Annotated in this window: 14 protein-coding genes and 1 riboswitch; of the genes, 11 read left to right on the top strand and 3 right to left on the bottom strand. The window is 73.0% G+C overall.

Annotation, left to right across the window (positions count from 1 at the left end; genetic code table 11):
• Window positions 1-21 precede the first annotated feature (21 nt).
• Both A5481_RS26475 and A5481_RS26470 read left to right on the top strand, forming a co-directional pair.
• Window positions 22-786 carry an HpcH/HpaI aldolase family protein gene (locus A5481_RS26475; RefSeq protein WP_048434365.1) on the top strand — a complete coding sequence of 255 codons (765 nt, stop codon included), beginning with the start codon at window positions 22-24 and terminating at the stop codon, window positions 784-786.
• A gap of 19 nt (window positions 787-805) precedes the next feature.
• On the top strand, window positions 806-1,420 hold the full coding sequence (locus A5481_RS26470) for an alpha/beta hydrolase (RefSeq protein ID WP_048434364.1): 615 nt from the start codon (window positions 806-808) through the stop codon (window positions 1,418-1,420).
• A 186-nt stretch (window positions 1,421-1,606) separates the two neighbouring features.
• On the opposite strand, the gene A5481_RS26465 is transcribed toward A5481_RS26470, so the two are convergent.
• The 3 genes from A5481_RS26465 to A5481_RS26455 are packed head-to-tail and all read right to left on the bottom strand — an operon-like array spanning window position 1,607 to window position 4,350.
• Complete coding sequence (locus A5481_RS26465) at window positions 1,607-2,443, bottom strand: SDR family oxidoreductase (protein WP_048434363.1); 837 nt, start codon at window positions 2,441-2,443, stop codon at window positions 1,607-1,609.
• 33 nt (window positions 2,444-2,476) lie between these two features.
• The gene (queG, locus tag A5481_RS26460; RefSeq protein ID WP_342447339.1) at window positions 2,477-3,604 is read right to left on the bottom strand and encodes a tRNA epoxyqueuosine(34) reductase QueG; all 1,128 of its coding nucleotides are present in this window, start codon (window positions 3,602-3,604) and stop codon (window positions 2,477-2,479) included.
• A 53-nt stretch (window positions 3,605-3,657) separates the two neighbouring features.
• On the bottom strand, window positions 3,658-4,350 hold the full coding sequence (locus tag A5481_RS26455; protein ID WP_048434361.1) for a glutathione S-transferase family protein: 693 nt from the start codon (window positions 4,348-4,350) through the stop codon (window positions 3,658-3,660).
• Window positions 4,351-4,823: 473 nt separating this feature from the next.
• Between A5481_RS26455 and A5481_RS26450 the strand changes: the two genes are divergently transcribed.
• The 9 genes from A5481_RS26450 to A5481_RS26410 all read left to right on the top strand — a co-directional run.
• A complete protein-coding gene (locus A5481_RS26450) occupies window positions 4,824-5,627 on the top strand; it encodes an undecaprenyl-diphosphate phosphatase (protein WP_048434360.1) in 804 nt (267 codons plus the stop codon).
• A gap of 105 nt (window positions 5,628-5,732) precedes the next feature.
• Window positions 5,733-7,544 carry a methylmalonyl-CoA mutase family protein gene (locus A5481_RS26445; protein ID WP_048434359.1) on the top strand — a complete coding sequence of 604 codons (1,812 nt, stop codon included), beginning with the start codon at window positions 5,733-5,735 and terminating at the stop codon, window positions 7,542-7,544.
• Window positions 7,545-7,614: 70 nt separating this feature from the next.
• The gene (locus A5481_RS26440) at window positions 7,615-8,067 is read left to right on the top strand and encodes a DNA polymerase III subunit chi (RefSeq protein WP_048434358.1); all 453 of its coding nucleotides are present in this window, start codon (window positions 7,615-7,617) and stop codon (window positions 8,065-8,067) included.
• A gap of 383 nt (window positions 8,068-8,450) precedes the next feature.
• Entirely contained in the window at window positions 8,451-10,028 is a 1,578-nt protein-coding gene (locus A5481_RS26435; protein ID WP_048434357.1) for a S10 family peptidase, read from the top strand.
• On the top strand, window positions 10,025-10,390 hold the full coding sequence (locus A5481_RS26430) for a hypothetical protein (protein ID WP_048434356.1): 366 nt from the start codon (window positions 10,025-10,027) through the stop codon (window positions 10,388-10,390). Before A5481_RS26435 ends, A5481_RS26430 begins: the two co-directional genes overlap by 4 nt.
• 199 nt (window positions 10,391-10,589) lie before the next feature.
• Window positions 10,590-11,687: an OpgC family protein gene (locus A5481_RS26425; RefSeq protein WP_048434355.1), complete on the top strand. Its 1,098-nt coding sequence runs from the start codon at window positions 10,590-10,592 to the stop codon at window positions 11,685-11,687.
• Window positions 11,648-12,571, top strand: a complete 924-nt coding sequence (locus A5481_RS26420) for an SGNH/GDSL hydrolase family protein (RefSeq protein ID WP_156311864.1) — start codon at window positions 11,648-11,650, stop codon at window positions 12,569-12,571. The genes A5481_RS26425 and A5481_RS26420 overlap by 40 nt, the downstream gene beginning before the upstream one ends.
• A gap of 216 nt (window positions 12,572-12,787) precedes the next feature.
• Window positions 12,788-13,741, top strand: a complete 954-nt coding sequence (locus A5481_RS26415) for a TAXI family TRAP transporter solute-binding subunit (protein WP_048434354.1) — start codon at window positions 12,788-12,790, stop codon at window positions 13,739-13,741.
• 90 nt (window positions 13,742-13,831) lie between these two features.
• A riboswitch (cobalamin riboswitch) is annotated at window positions 13,832-14,053 on the top strand.
• 120 nt (window positions 14,054-14,173) lie between these two features.
• On the top strand, window positions 14,174-15,535 hold a 1,362-nt coding region (locus A5481_RS26410), incomplete at its 3' end, for a TonB-dependent siderophore receptor (RefSeq protein WP_156655654.1).

Below are 15,535 nucleotides of genomic sequence, written 5' to 3'. Positions count from 1 at the left end.
GCACCATCGGAAGGACACGCCATGCGATCGTTCGACAACCCGTTCAAGCGCGCCCTCGCCGAGAACCGGCGCCAGGCCGGCCTGTGGATGACCACCGGCTCGCCCGGCATCACCGAGCTCGCCGCCGGCGCCGGTTTCGCCTGGATGCTCATCGACATGGAGCATTCGCCGAACGACCTCATCACCGTCGTCGACCACCTGCGGGCGGCCGAGGGCGGCACCGCCGAGCCGGTGGTGCGGGTGCCGTGGAACGAGCCGGTCATGGTCAAGCGCCTGCTCGACCAGGGCGCCCGCTCGCTGATGTTCCCGTTCGTGCAGGGCGCCGAGGAGGCGCGCCGAGCCGTCGCGGCGACGCGCTACCCGCCGCACGGCATCCGGGGCTTCGCCGGCACCTCGCGCGCCACCGGCTACGGATTGCGGCCGGACTACCACGCCCGCTCGGGCGACGAGGTCTGCGTGATCGTGCAGGTCGAGACCCGGGAGGCACTCGAGGCCGCCGGCGAGATCGCCGCGGTGGAGGGGGTCGACGGCGTGTTCATCGGCCCCAACGACCTCGCCGCCAGCATGGGCCATCTCGGACAGCCCGGCGCGGCCCCGGTGCGCGAGGCGATCGCGGCGGCGCTGCCGCGGATCCGCGGGGCCGGCAAGGCGGCGGGCCTGCTCGACTTCGGCGAGGCGAGCGCCAAGGCCCAGTTCGAGGCCGGGTTCGGCTTCGTGGCGGTGGCCGGCGACGCCTTCCTGCTCGCCCGCGAGACGCAGCGGGTCGCCAAGCTGTTCGGCGCCTGAGCAATCCGGAGGATCCCCGATGGCCGCCCTGTCGCTCCAGCACCGCTTCGAGCCCGCCGGCGACCCGGCCGCCGTTCCGCTCCTCCTCCTGCACGGCACCGGGGGCGACGAGGACGACCTCCTGCCCCTCGGCCGGGCCCTGTCGCCCGGGGCGGCCCTGCTCTCGCCCCGCGGCCAGGTGCTGGAGGGCGGGGCGCCGCGCTTCTTCCGCCGCCTCGCCGAGGGCGTCTTCGACGAGGCCGACGTGGCGCGCCGGGCGGGCGATCTCGCCGCCTTCGTCACCGCGGCGCGGGCGGAGTACGGGATCGCCGCACCGCTCGCCGTCGGCTTCTCGAACGGCGCCAACATCGCCGCCGCCCTGATGCTGCTGCATCCGGGCGTGCTCGCCGGCGCCGTGCTCCTGCGGGCCATGGTGCCGCTCGCCGGCCCGCCGGCGGCGCGGCTCTCGGGTGAGCCGGTGCTGATCCTGTCGGGCCGGATGGACCCGATCGTGCCGGCCGACAACGCCGCGCGCCTCGCCGCGACGCTCGAGGAGGCGGGCGCCGCCGTCACCCACGAGGTGCTGCCGGCCGGCCACGGCCTGTCTCAGGCGGATCTGGTGCGGGCGAAGACGTGGTTGACCGGGCGGCCGTAACGTCGACCGCAGCGGCGGCCACGAGGCCGTGCGGTTCCGCGCCTCTCTTCGAAAGGCCCGATCGTCGCCTCAAGGGTCGGGCAGGGCAGCCGACGACGGTCGAGCCGGCCCGAGCCGCCCACCGCCGACCAGGGGATTCGCAGACGCGGTCATGGTGCCCCGGTCCAAGCGCCGGAGGGCTTCCCGCTACACCAACCCCCGCAATCCCTCCCGGTACGTCGGATAGGCCAGCTCGACCCCCAGCTCCTCCCGGATCAGCCGGTTCCGCACCCGCTTGTTCTCGCCGTAGAAGCTGCGCGCCATCGGACTGAGGCTGGCCGTGTCGAAATCGACCGCCGGCGGCAGGGGCAGGCCGGCAAGCTCGGCCGCGAAGGCCGTGACGTCCTGCGGCGGGGCCGGCTCGTCGTCGGTGACGGCGTAGACCGCCCCCGGGCGCGGCCGGTCGAGGGAGGCGGCCAGCGTCGTCGCGATGTCGTCGACGTGGATGCGGTTGAACACCTGGCCCGGCTTGACGATGCGCTGCGCCTTGCCCTGCCGCAGCTTCTCGAAGGCGTTGCGCCCCGGCCCGTAGATGCCCGACAACCGGAACACCTGCACCGCCTTGCCCGTGCGGGCGCCGAGCGCGAGCCACGCATCCTCCGCCGCCACCCGGTCGCGGGTGCGCTGGTGGGTGGGGGCCGGCGGCGTCGCCTCGTCGATCCAGGCGCCGCCCTGGTCGCCGTAGACCCCGATCGTCGAGAGATAGCCGATCCACCGCGCCGGGCCGGCCGCGATGGCATCGGAGAAGGCGTGGAGCGCCGGGTCGTGGCCGGAATCCGGCGGGATCGACACCAGGATCGCGTCGGCCCGCGCGAGGTCCCCGGCGATCCGCGGATCGGTCTCTCCGGGCGAGAACACCCGCACCGTCACCCCGTCGATCGCGGCCGGCGACTGGCGGGTGGCGGTCACGGCGGCGAAGCGGGCGCGCTCGCGCGCCACGAAATGGCCGGCCGTGTAGCCGAGCCCGAAAACGAACAGGTTCATGCGACCGCGCCTTAACCCAGGGGATGTGCGGTCTTATGCAGGGCGCCGCCCCGCACCCGCCAGAGGGCTCGCCCTCCGGACGCCCGGATTTTTCGCGCGCGCCCATTCGGCGAGCACGTCCGGGTCCCGCTCGTCGTCCGGGGCCGGGGGCAGGCGCCCGAGGCGGGCGAGCGCCCACACCGCCATGCCGCGCACCAACGGGGCGGGATCGTCGAGGAGCCGCAGGGCCTCTCCGGCCAAGGCCGCATCGCCCGAATTGCCGATCGCGATCAGCACGTTGCGCAGGAAGCGGTCGCGCCCGGTGCGCTTGACCGGCGTGCCGGCGAAGCGCGCCCGGAAGCCCGCATCGTCGAGGCGAGCGAGCTCGGCGAGGGCGGGGGCCGCCAGGTCCGCGCGGGCGGAAAGCCGCGCCTCGCGGGCCGCTTGTGCGAACTTGTTCCACGGACAGACGGCCAGGCAATCGTCGCAGCCGAACACCCGGTTGCCCATCGGCGCCCGGAACTCCTCCGGGATCGGCCCCTCATGCTCGATCGTCAGGTAGGCGAGGCAGCGCCGCGCATCCAGCCGGTAGGGCGCCGGGAGCGCGTCGGTCGGGCAGGCGTCGAGGCAGCGCCGGCAGCGGCCGCAACGGTCGGCCTCGGGCGCGTCCGGGGCGAGCTCGGCCGTGGTGTAGATCGCGCCGAGGAGCAGCCAGTTGCCGAAATCCCGCGACACCAGCACGCTGTGCTTGCCCTGCCAGCCGAGGCCGGCGGCGGCGGCGAGCGGCTTCTCCATCACCGGCGCGGTGTCGACGAAGACCTTGACCTTCACCCCCGCCTTGGCCGCGAAGGCGCCGCCGAGCTCCTTCAGCTTGCCCTTGACGACGTCGTGATAGTCGCGCCGCCGCGCGTAGACCGAGATCGACCCGCGCGACGGATCGCCGAGCGCCGCCAGCGGGTCGCCGTCCGGCCCGGCATTGGCGCCCACCATCACGATGCTGCGAACCTCGGGCCACAGGCGGCGCGGATCCGCCCGTTCGCCCGTGCGCTCCTCCATCCAGCCCATGTCACCGTGATGGCCGGCGGCGAGCCAGGCGGCCAGGCGCTCGGGCAGGGCCGGCACCGCGTCGGGCCGCGTCACCGCGAGCGCGTCGAAGCCGAGGGCGCGGGCGCGGGTCTCCAGGAAGCCCCGCAGGGCCTCGGGCGCGAGGCGCCCGGGTCTCGATTGTCCGGGGTTCAGAAGTCGAGATCCGCGTAATGGTCGGCCGGGGCCATCCCGGCCACCCGGTCGGCGAGCAGGCTGCGGAAGGACGGGCGGGACTTCACCCGCGCGTACCAGTTCCTCGCCATCTCGTCCTCGTCCCAGGGCACGTCGCCGAGATAGTCGACGCAGGAGAGGTGCGCCGCCGCGGCGAGATCCGCGTAGGTCAATTGGCTGCCCGCCAGCCAGTTCCGGCGCGAGATCAGGTAGCCGATGTATTTGAGGTGGTAGCGCACGTTGCTGCGCGCCGCCCGGATCGCGTTCATGTCCGGGGGACCGCCGCCGTGCTGCGAGGTCATGAAGCGCTTGTGGATCTTCTCGGTGACGAGGTAGCCGGTCACCTCCTGGTCGAACTTCTGCAGGAACCAGTCGAGCAGGCGGCGCACCTCGACCCGGGCCGCCGGGGATTCCGGCAGCAGCCGGAGGCCGCTCAGGCCGAGGCCCCGGGTCTCGTCGAGGTATTCGGCGATCACGCCGCTCCCCGGCACCGCGAGGCCGCCCTCCTCGACCAGCACCGGGGTGGTGCCGGCGGGATTCATCACCAGGAACTCCTCCCGGCGTTCCCAGGGGCGTTCTTCGACGAGCTGGGGCTCCATGCCCATCTCGGCCATGATCAGCCGCACGAAGCGGGAATGCGGGCAGAACGAGGAGTGGTGGAGCGTCGCCATGCGGGGCCGTTTCGCGCTGCGTCCGTCGGCTGGCCTGGAAGGTCGGCTCGCGGTTGGTCGTATGGGACCGGAATGACCCGCGCGTGATTAACGTCCGGTCACCGGTTCATCGATGTCTTTCGCCATCCTTAACACGGCTGTGAGGGGCTGGTAACCGAGCCTCAACCCTGCCGGTGCGAGGATTCGCGGCGAGGCCGGAGCGATCCGGGCTCCGGCGCATCGCGGACGTCCCCACCCGGAGACTGGCTCACCGAAGCCCTGCCCACCACAGACTTGCCACAGAGGTGGCGCCGTACCGGCGCGTACCGAGCGGGCCCGGCGCTTTCCGTCGATTCCCGATCCCCCGTTTCTTCCCGCCGGACGCGGTCGACGACCCCGCGCGGCGCGACCACGAGAGCACGCGACATGACGACGGCGACACGGGAGGCGGGCCGGCCCGCCCGCGGCACGGTTACCAGCCGGGGAGCGCGGTGATGGACGTCGCCAGCATCGGCAAGGCCGTGGTGCTCGCCCTCGTCGAGGGCGCGACCGAGTTCATCCCGGTCTCCTCCACCGGCCACCAGCTCCTCGTCGGCCACTTCATCGGCTTCGAATCGCCGAACAACACCTTCGAGGTGCTGATCCAGCTCGGCGCGATCCTGGCGATCGTCGGGGTCTATTTCCGCCAGCTCCTCGACCTGCTGCGGCGCGCGCCCCGCGATCCGAGCGCGCGGCGCTTCATCCTGGCGATCCTGATCGCGTTCCTGCCCGCCGCGGTCATCGGCGGCCTGTTCTCGAAGTATATCAAGTTCTACCTGTTCAACCCGTGGATCATCTGCTCCACGCTGGTCGCCGGCGGCCTCGTCCTCCTCGTCATCGACGAGACCGAGATCGAACAGAAATACGACGACGTGCACCAGTACTCGCTGCCGATGGCGCTGAAGATCGGGTTCTTCCAGTGCCTGGCGATGATCCCCGGCGTCTCGCGCTCCGGCGCCACCATCGTCGGCGCGATGCTGATGGGCTCGGGCAAGCGCGCCGCCACCGAGTTCTCGTTCTACCTCGCGATGCCCACCATGGCCGGCGCCTTCGCCAAGGACCTGCTCGACAACTACAAGAACCTGTCGAAGGACGATGTCGGGCTGATCGCGATCGGCTTCGTGGTGGCGTTCCTGTCGGCGCTGTTCGTGGTCCGCAAGCTCCTCGACTACGTCTCCCGCCACGGCTTCGCGCTGTTTGCCTGGTGGCGCATCCTGGTCGGCGCGGCGGGCTTCGCCGGGCTGATCGTGTTCGGCTGAGCGCGCTCCCGGAGGCTTTCCGCCTCCGGGGGACCTCGACCAATGGCGGGTGGCGCGGCTATGTCCTGGCTTTAGGGAGTGAACACGCGCCACGAGGACCCCGCCATGGACGATACGACGCTCGCCGCCGCGTTTCCGGCCGCCACGGAGGCGCAGTGGCGTGCCCTGGTCGACGGGGTACTCAAGGGTGCCGATTTCGACAAGCGCCTGGTGCGCCGCACCCCGGACGGGATCCGGGTCGCGCCGCTCTACCCGGCCGCCGAGGCCGCCCCCCAGCCCGGCCGCGCGGCGCCCGGCCGCTGGCGGGTGAGCCAGCGGGTCGACCATCCCGATCCCGCCGAGGCCAACGCGCTCGCCCTGACCGACCTCGAGGGCGGGGCCGACGCCCTGACCCTGGTGATCGCCGGCGCCCCCGCCGCCCGCGGCTTCGGCCTGCCCGGACCTGACGGCCTCGCGGCGGCGCTCGACGGCGTGATGCTGCCGCTGATCGGGCTGCGGCTCGATGCCGGCGCGGCGGGACCCGAGACCGCCCGGGCGCTCCTCGCCCTCGCCCGGTCGCGCGGCGACGACCTCGCCGCCCTCGACATCGATCTCGGCCTCGATGCTGTCGCCGTGCAGGCCGCGACCGGCGCCGCGCCGTCCTGGCCCGACCCGGCGGCGCTCCTGCGCGACCTCGACGCGCAGGGCTTCGCCGGCCGCGCCTTCCTGGCCGATGCCCGTCCGTTCCACGAGGCCGGGGCCGGGGAGGCGCTGGAACTCGCCGCCGTTCTGTCCGGCGCGCTCGCGACCCTGCGGGCGCTCGACGCCGGCGGGCATCCGCTCGAGCGCGCCCGCGCCGCCCTGTCCTTCCTGCTCGTCGCCGAGGCCGACGAGTTCCTGACCGTGGCGAAGTTCCGGGCGCTTCGCCGGCTCTGGGCCCGGATCGAGGAGGCCTGCGGCCTGACGCCCGCGCCGGTCCGCCTGCATGCCGAGACCGCCTGGCGCAGCACCACGAAGCGCGACCCCTGGGTCAACATGCTGCGGGCGACGACCGCCGCCTTCTCGGCCGGCCTCGGCGGGGCCGACGCGATCACGGTGCTGCCCTTCACCGCGGCGCTCGGGCTGCCCGACGCCTTCGCGCGCCGCTGCGCCCGCAACACCCAGCACGTCCTCCTCGACGAGGCCAACCTCTGGCGCGTCGCCGATCCGGCCGCCGGGGCCGGCGGCTTCGAGGCCCTGACCGAGGCGCTATGCACCGAGGCCTGGGCGCTGTTCCAGGCGATCGAGCGGGAAGGGGGCATTGCCGGGAGCCTGCGCTCGGGCGCGCTCGCCGACCGCCTCGCGACCCTGCGCCGGACCCGCGACGGGGACCTCGCCACCCGGCGCCAGCCGATCACCGGCACCAGCGAGTTCCCGGACCTGCACGAGGCCCCCGTCGCGGTGCTGGCGCCGGCCCCCGCGGCCGAGCCGGTGCCGGAGGGCGCGCTTCCGTCCCGGCGCCTCGCCGAAGCCTACGAGGCCCTGCGCGACGCCTCCGACGCGATCCTCGCCCGGACGGGGAAGCGCCCGCGGGTGTTCCTGGCCAATCTCGGACCCTTGAGCGCCTTCAACACCCGCGCCACCTTCGCCCGCAACGCCTTCGAGGCCGGCGGCATCGAGGCGGTGACGAACGAGGGCTTCCCCGACCACGCCGCCATGGCGGCGGCCTTCCGGGAATCGGGCACGCGGCTCGCCTGCCTGTGCTCGTCGGACGCGGTCTATGCCGAGGAGGCGGTCCCGGCCGCCGAGGCCCTGCGGGCCGCCGGCGCTGCCACCCTCATCCTCGCGGGCAAGCCGGGCGAGCTCGAAGGCGCCCTGCGGGCGGCGGGCGTCGCCCACGACCTCCATGCCGGCTGCGACCTGGTGAAGCTGCTGCGGCAGGTCCAGGACGCGGCTTGACGCCCGGCGCCGATCCATCGCGCCCCGGGGCCGGTACCGTCCGGCCCCGGGCGCCCTATCTCAGTGAACCGTGACCGAGATCCTGTTCTACCACATGCAGCGCCAGCCCCTGGAACAGGTGCTGCCGAGCCTCCTGGAGAAATCCCTGGAGCGGCAATGGCGCGTCGCCGTGCAGGCGACGAGCGAGGAGCGGCTGCAGGCCCTCGACGACCATCTCTGGATCTTCTCGGACGAGAGCTTCCTGCCCCACGGCACCGACCGCGATCCCGATTGCGCGACCCAGCCGGTGGTGCTGACCCTGCGCGACGTGAACCCGAACGCCGCCTCGATCCGCTTCCTGGTCGAGGGCGCCGCCCTGCCGGACGACGCGGCGGAGTACCAGCGCATCTGCATCCTGTTCGACGGCACCGACCAGGACGCCCTGCTGCACGCCCGCGAGCAGTGGCGCGGCGCCAAGGAGGCCGGCCACAGCGTCGCCTACTGGCAGCAGGACGAGCGCGGCCGCTGGCAGAAGAAGGCGTGATGCATAGCCGTTTGCAAATATCCGATTTGCACGCGCACGATTTGCAATCGTCCGAACAGAAATCCGGAGACCGGAGATGACGCGGATCTCTCCTCGCCCCGCGGGCGGGGAGAGGGCTGCTGGGGATCGGAACGATCCCGCCCCCGTGCCGGGTCGGCAGCAAGCCCGGAGGGCGAGGGTGAGGGGGTGTTTCCGGAGGAGCCTCACCCGGCGATACCCCCTCACCCCCGCTCCGGCTCTCGCCTCCGCTTGCCGTGTTCCCTGGACGGGAACACGGCTCTCTCCCCGCCCGCGGGGAGAGGAGAAACCCGCGCCCGGTCTTTCGACCGGGATGGTGCGGAGACCCTAGATAAGCCCTGGGCCTCGGCCCGCGAGGAGACGTCATGACCCGCATCACGACCCGGATCTTCGCGCTCGCAGGCATCCTGCTCCTCGGCCCCGCGCCGCTGCTGGCGCAGCCCGCCCGGCAAGAGAGCCGGCAGGAGAGCCGCCAAGAGAGCCGCCAGGAAGCGCGCCAGCCGGAAGGCCGCCGCCTGCCGCCCGACGCGACGACGCAGCACAGCCTGACCTTCCCGGGCGGCCGCACCCTGAACTTCACGGCGGTCGCCGGCAGCCTGCCGCTGGTCGACGAATCCGGGAAGCTCCAGGCCGAGATCGCCTTCACGGCCTTCACCCTGCCGGGCGCCGAGGCCGGGACGCGGCCGGTCACCTTCGCGATCAACGGCGGGCCGGGCGCGGCCTCGGCCTATCTCAACCTCGCCGCGGTCGGGCCCTGGCGCCTCCCCCTCGACGGGCCGAGCATCAGCCCCTCGATGCCGCCGGTGGCGGTGCCGAACGGCGAGACCTGGCTCGACTTCACCGACCTCGTCTTCATCGATCCGGTCGGGACCGGCTACAGCCGCGCCGCCGGCGACGACGCCAAGCGCTATTACGGCGTCGAGACCGACGCCGCCGTGCTGTCGGCGGCGATCGCCCGCTGGCTGCGCACCAACGACCGGCTGACCTCGCCGAAATTCTACCTCGGCGAGAGCTACGGCGGCTTTCGCGGCCCCCTGATCGCCCGCAAGCTCCAGGACGACGTCGGCATCGGGCTCTCCGGGCTGGTGCTGCTCTCGCCAGTGCTCGATTTCGCCTACCTGCAGCCGCCGCGGCACAACCCGCTCGGCGCCGTGACGCGGCTGCCCTCGCTCGCCGCCGCCGGCCTGGAGGCGCGGGGGCAGACGCCCGATCCCGCCCGGATGCGGGAGATCGAGGCCTACGCCACCGGCCCCTACCTCGGCGACCTGCTGCGCGGGCCCGGCGACACGGCCGCCATCGACCGGCTGACCGAGCGCGTCGCGGCGCTGACCGGGCTCGACCCCGCCCTGGTGCGCCGCCAGGCCGGCCGCGTGGCGGGATCGAGCGTCCAGCGCGAGGCCGGCCGCGACGCCGGCCGGGTGGCGAGCGCCTACGACACCGGCGTCACCGGCTGGGACCCGGACCCGAGCGCGGCGCAGGGCCGCTTCGCCGACCCGATCCTCACCGCCATGCAGGCGCCGCTGACGAGCGCCGTCGTCGACCTCACCGCCCGCACCCTGAACTGGCGGGTGCCGAACCTGCGCTACGAGCTCCTCAGCAACGCGGTCAACGGCAGCTGGAACTGGGGCGGGGGCCGCCAGGCCCCGGAGGTGGTGGGCGAGCTGCGCCAGGCGCTGGCCCTCGACGGCGAGATGCGGGTGCTCGTCGTCCACGGCTACACCGACCTCGTCACGCCCTACTTCGCCTCGAAGCTGATCCTCGACCAGCTGCCGGCCTACGGCGCGGAGCGGCGCCTCTCCCTGTCGGTCTATCCCGGCGGCCACATGTTCTATTTCCGCGAACGCTCGCGGGCGGCCTTGCGCGACGACGCGCTCCGCCTCTACGAGACGGCCCTGGCGGCGCGGCGACGCGGGCCCGGGACGAAGACGGACGAGGGACGATGACGCGGACGGTGATCGGGTTCGCCCTGTTGGGGCTGGCACTGGCAGGCTGCAGCAGCACCGACCGGGCCGCCCCGCCGGTGACCATCGCGGCGCCCAAGCCCCCGCCGCCGCCCGCGCCGTCCTGGGGCCCGGTCCTGGCGCCCGACGGCACCTGCACCGGCGCGGTCCCGACGGCCGCCGCCGAGATCGCCCCCGGCATCGGCGAGTGCGAGCTGGTCCGCCTCAAGGGCAGGCCGCCGACCGACGTGCTGGTCGGCGAGAGCGGGCGGGGCCAGCGCGAGGTGCAGGTGCTCTACACCGAGCCCGGCGCCAAGGAGCTGTACTTCTTCGTCAACAACCGCCTCGACCGGATCGTGAAGTAGGGCAGGGTACCCCCGATGGATCCGGCCGCCGGCCTCGGGCCGGGCGGCCCACCGGTCGCACGGCGACCGGCCCGGACGCTCGCCTTGAACGCACGCTCCTTGAACGCACGATCCTGGATCGCGCTATTCTTGATCGGCGTCACGCGCGTCCGCCGCGGCCGGCGGCGCGCGGAGACCTGCAAGAGGGACCACGAGCATCATGCGTGAACCGAATGCGGTCGACTTCTGGCGCGGCGTCGCCCTGATCACGATCTTCATCAACCACATCCCGGGCAACGTCTTCCAGAACTATACCTATTCCCAGTACGGGATCTCGGACGCGGCCGAGCTGTTCGTGTTCCTGGCCGGGTGGTCGATCGGCATCGCCACCCGCGGGCGCGACGGGGTGCCGGAACCGGCCCTGCGCACGGTGCTGCGGCTGCTGTCGCGCATGGTCGAGGTCTACCGGTCCCAGCTCGTCATCACGGCGATCGCGCTCGCCATGCTGGCCGGCGCCGCGCTCTACCTCGACAACCCGCTGCTGGTGGAGTGGCACAATGCCGGGCCGATCTTCAGCGACCCGATCCAGGCCACCGTCGGCTGGGTGACGCTGCTGCACCAGCTCGGCTTCTTCAACATCCTGCCGCTCTACGTCGTGCTGCTCGGCCTCGCCCCGGCCTTCGTGCTGCTGTCGCGGGTGCATCTCGGCCTGGCGATCGCGATCTCGGTCGCGCTCTACGCCGTCAGCCTGGTCTTCGAGATCAACATCCCGAGCTGGCCGGTGGAGGGGCACTGGTTCTTCAACCCGCTGTGCTGGCAATTGCTGCTGGTGCTCGGCTTCGCCGCGCACGAGTGGCGGCGCAGCTCCGAGCGCTTCCTGGTCTGGCGCCGCCGGCTGATGCCGCTCGGCATCGTCATCGTGGTCGTCGGCGCAGTCCTGTCGTGGTTCAACCTGCGGCCCGACCCGCTGGCGGTGCCGGAACCCCGGCTGCTGTTCATCTTCGACAAGTCCTACCTCTCGCCCGCCCGGCTGGTGCACTTCCTGGGTGTGCTGCTCGCCTTCCAGGCGGTGTTCGCCATGATCCAGCCGCGGGCGCGCTGGCTCACCCGCCAGCTCGCCGGCCTCGGCCGCAACTCCCTCGCGGTGTTCTCGGTCGGATCGGTCGCCAGCCTCGGTGCACAACTGGTCCGCTTCTGGACCGGGGGAGGTTTCGCGACCGACGTCTTTGTCGTAGGATGCGGGTTAGTGTCCCTCTCCTTCACGGCATGGTTCGTCGAATGGCGCTCTCGCTCCCCCCGGCCCTCCTCGGCGGCGTGAGCCTCGCCATGGCGTCGTGCCTCGCGCTGGCGCAATCGAGCCAGGTCGCCCCCCAGGGTGCACCCGTCCAAGGCCCGGCGACCACCCAGGCGGTGCCGGCGCCCGCCGCCCAGCCGGCCCTCGCCGAGATCCCGGCGCTCCAGGCCACCGCGCCGAGCCCGGACGCGCCGGATCCCAGCCTGTCGCCGGAATGCCGGGTGCCGGGCTCGAAGCTCTACACCCTCGCCAAGCTCAAGGCGGTCAAGAAGGCCCTGCGCGAGCACCGCGCGGTCCAGGTCCTGACGATCGGCTCGAATTCCGGGGGCATCGGCACCGCCGCGACCTACCCGGTGCGCCTCGAGGACGCCCTGACCCGCTCGCTCCCCGACATCGAGGTGACGGTGGAGAGCCGCGGCGTCTCGGGCGAGATCGCCTTCGGGGCGGCGGAGCGCCTGCGCAACCAGGTAGCGGAGATCGAGCCCGACCTCGTGGTCTGGCAGGTCGGCGGCAACGACGCGCTCGCCCGCGTCGACATCGAGGACTTCACCCAGTCGCTCGCCGAGACGGTGGCCTGGATCAAGTCGCACGGCATCGACGTGGTGCTGGTCGACCCCCAGTACACCGCGAGCCTCGCCAAGGACGATTACTACCGGCAGTTCGTGCAGGCGATCCAGAAGGTCGCCGAGCGCGAGCAGGTGCCGCTGGTGCAGCGCTACGAGGCGATGCGCTACCTCGCCACCCGGGCGATCAGCGCCCTCAAGGGCGACACCGCCCAGGCGGGTGCCGGCTTCCGCCTCGCCGATCTCGGCTATCGCTGCATGGCCGAGCACGTCACCCGGGCGATCACCGTGTCACTGCTGCAGCCGGACATCGTGACGCCGCCGGTGCCGGTGCCGGCCAATTGAAGGCAGTCGGCCGATAGGGCCCGGAAGCCCCAGGCCTATCTGGACCCCTTCCTCGAGGCTCCTTCGTTCGCACCTCCGGCCGAGGATGTGGACGAGATGGAAAAGTTCTCCACAAGACCGCTCTTGCAAGTCGGACAGGCCCCGACATCCCGGGACCGGATCGCGGCCGGGCTGCATGAACCGAACCTGCCTGCGGGCCGAGCGACGGGACACCCGATGAGACCCTGGCTGATCGCCGCCGCATGCTGCCTCGCCCTCCTCGCGCCGCCGCCCGCCGCCCGCGCCGGCGAGCCCCTCCACCTCGTCCTTGCCACCGCGACGCCGGGCGGCGGCTTTCCGGCCTACGGCGCGGCGCTGGCCGCGGCTTTGCGCGAGGTCGATCCGGACCTCGTCCTCGACCTGCGCGCCAGCAAGGGCTCGACCGAGAACCTGGTGCTGCTGCGCGAGGGGGCGGTCGATCTCGGCCTCGTCCAGGGCGAGTACGCCTACGAGGCCCTGGCAGGGCAGGGGAACGGACAAGGGCGGGGGGCGTCGCTGTCCATCACCGTGGTCGCGCCGGTCTACGCGGCGCCGGGGCTGTTCGTGGTGCCGGCGGACGGCCCGGTGCGGAGCCTCGACGACCTGCGCGGCCGGCCGGTGGCGCTCGGCACCCGCAGTTCCGGCCTCACCGCCATGGGCCGCACCGTCCTGCGCGGCGCGAGGATCGACCCCGAGCGCGACATCGCGCCGATCCTCCTCGACCATGCCGGCGACGGCCCGGCGATGCTGCGCAACGGACGGGCCGCCGCCCTGTTCGGCGGCGGTACCGGCTGGCCGGGCTTCCGGGCGGCCGCCGAGGCGCCGGGCGGCGCCCGCTTCCTCGGCCCGCCCGCCTCCGCCATCGCGGCGATCCTCGCGGCGAGCCCGTCCCTGCGGCGCATGACCGTGCCGGCCGGCACCTTCCCGGGGCAGGCCGAGGCGGTCGAGACCGTGGGGTCGTGGAGCTTCGTCCTCGGCAAGCCCGGCCTCGATCCCGCCGCCGTCACCCGCCTCGTCGCGGCGATCGACCGGGCGAAGCCGGCCCTCGCCCGCCTCCTGCCCCACGAGCGGCCGAGCGACCCGCGCGACCTCGCGGCCGCCGTCCCGGCGGAGTGGCTGCACCCGGCCACCGCCGCCTTCCTGCGTGACTGAGAGGAAGGGCCGGTGTGCCTCGGCGGCCACAGGGATCGTAACAGTATTACATTGCGTTTCCGCTCTGTTGCTCACCGCGGGGCAACCTGCCATGACGGTGACCGTCAAGGTTCTCCGGGCGCGAGCCCGGGGCGAAGAGGGAACTCGGTGAGCTCCGCCGGAGCGAGCCCGAGGCTGCCCCCGCAACTGTGAGCGGAGAGCCCCCGCCGCCCGAGGCCACTGGTGCGCGCACCGGGAAGGCCGGTCTCCCGACGCGCGAAGCGGGGGCGACGATCCGCGAGCCAGGAGACCTGCCTTGGCCTGCGCCTGCCGGCGCAGCCACGTCCCGCGGGCGGTGCGGCCCGGGGAGCGCCCGGGGCTGCCGCGCGACCGCGCGGCGCGCCCTGCCGCTCGCCCGGACCGTGCCGCACGGCAACCCCGAGTGTTAGAGTCGTGAAACGCCGTCCGCCGCTTCTCACCGCCGCCGGCTCCCGCCGCGGCGCCGCCCTGGCGACCGCCCTGGCCTTCGGCGTCGGCGCGCCCGCCATCGCGGCCCAGGAGACCATCGCCCTCGACGAGGTGGTGGTGGAGGGGCCGCGCAATCCGGCCCCGGGCCTGCCGGCCGGATCGAGCACGGCGGCCGGCACGATCGGCCTGATCGGACCGACGGCGGGCTTTCGCGCCGACCGGGCGGTGAGCGCGACGCGGACCGACACGCCCCAGCGCGACGTACCGCAGGTCGTCACCGTCGCCCCGCGCGAGGTCATCACCGACCTCGCCGCCACCCGCGTCGACCAGGTCCTCGGCTACACGCCGGGCGTGGTGCAGCAGAACAATTTCGGCGGCCTGACGCTCTTCAGCTACGCCATCCGGGGCGTGACCACCCAGGAGATCTACAAGAACGGCTTCCCGCTCGCCCGCGGCTTCCCGCCACCGCCCGATACCCAGAACATCGAGCGGATCGAGGTGCTCAAGGGTCCCGGTGGCGGCCTGTTCGGGCGCAGCGACCCGGGCGGCCTCGTCAACATCATCACCAAGCAGCCGACGCGAGAGCGCTTCGTCGAGATGGGCGGGCTGTGGGGCTCGTTCGAGCAGGTTCGCGGCACGATCGATTCCGGCGGCGCGCTCAACGAGGACGGCACGCTGCTCTATCGCTTCAACCTCGCGGCCGGGCGCCAGAACAGCTTTCGCGACTTCGTCGACGGCGACAGCCTGATGGTCGCCCCGGTCGTGAGCTGGCAGGTCACGCCCGACACCCGCGTCACCGTCGAGACCGAGTTCCAGCGCAACCGCACGGTGTTCGACCGCGGCGTCGTCGCGATCGACAACCGCCTCGGCCTCCTGCCGATCTCGCGCTTCCTCGGCGAGCCGGGCCAGAGCATCCGGCAGTCCAGCGACTCGATGCAGATCCGGGTCGATCACCGCTTCGACGCCGACTGGCAGATGCGGCTCGCCACCTACCTCAACTCCAACTCGCTCTCCGGCGAGGCGGTCGAGGTGCGCGGCATCGCCGCCGACAACCGGACGGTCCTGCGCGACCGCAATTTCCGCCATTACGACGCCGACGTCGCGCTGGGCCAGGCCGAGCTGGTCGGGCGTTTCGACACCGCCGGGATCGGCCACACCCTGCTCCTCGGCTTCGAGCGCGAGAGCACCGACGGCCGCTACCAGCAGATCCGCTCGAACATCTCCCAAAATCCCTACTCGCTCGACGTCTACGATCCGGTCTACGGCCAGCCGCTGCCGCCTTACACGCGCCAGACCAACGGCTTCGAGCGGGTGACGAACACCGCGCTCTACGCCCAGGACCAGATC

Source organism: Methylobacterium platani (assembly GCF_001653715.1).
GTDB lineage: Bacteria > Pseudomonadota > Alphaproteobacteria > Rhizobiales > Beijerinckiaceae > Methylobacterium > Methylobacterium platani.
Note: the sequence above shows the minus strand (reverse complement) of the source record. Positions and strands in the feature narration are given on the sequence as shown.

Coding starts and splice junctions, on each gene's coding strand:
- A5481_RS26425 (WP_048434355.1), top strand. CDS start 10,590: ATGCGTGAACCGAATGCGGTCGACTTCTGGCGCGGCGTCGCCCTGATC.
- A5481_RS26450 (WP_048434360.1), top strand. CDS start 4,824: ATGGACGTCGCCAGCATCGGCAAGGCCGTGGTGCTCGCCCTCGTCGAG.
- A5481_RS26435 (WP_048434357.1), top strand. CDS start 8,451: ATGACCCGCATCACGACCCGGATCTTCGCGCTCGCAGGCATCCTGCTC.
- A5481_RS26420 (WP_156311864.1), top strand. CDS start 11,648: ATGGCGCTCTCGCTCCCCCCGGCCCTCCTCGGCGGCGTGAGCCTCGCC.
- A5481_RS26470 (WP_048434364.1), top strand. CDS start 806: ATGGCCGCCCTGTCGCTCCAGCACCGCTTCGAGCCCGCCGGCGACCCG.
- A5481_RS26455 (WP_048434361.1), bottom strand. CDS start 4,350: ATGGCGACGCTCCACCACTCCTCGTTCTGCCCGCATTCCCGCTTCGTG.
- A5481_RS26415 (WP_048434354.1), top strand. CDS start 12,788: ATGAGACCCTGGCTGATCGCCGCCGCATGCTGCCTCGCCCTCCTCGCG.
- A5481_RS26475 (WP_048434365.1), top strand. CDS start 22: ATGCGATCGTTCGACAACCCGTTCAAGCGCGCCCTCGCCGAGAACCGG.
- A5481_RS26430 (WP_048434356.1), top strand. CDS start 10,025: ATGACGCGGACGGTGATCGGGTTCGCCCTGTTGGGGCTGGCACTGGCA.
- A5481_RS26445 (WP_048434359.1), top strand. CDS start 5,733: ATGGACGATACGACGCTCGCCGCCGCGTTTCCGGCCGCCACGGAGGCG.
- A5481_RS26465 (WP_048434363.1), bottom strand. CDS start 2,443: ATGAACCTGTTCGTTTTCGGGCTCGGCTACACGGCCGGCCATTTCGTG.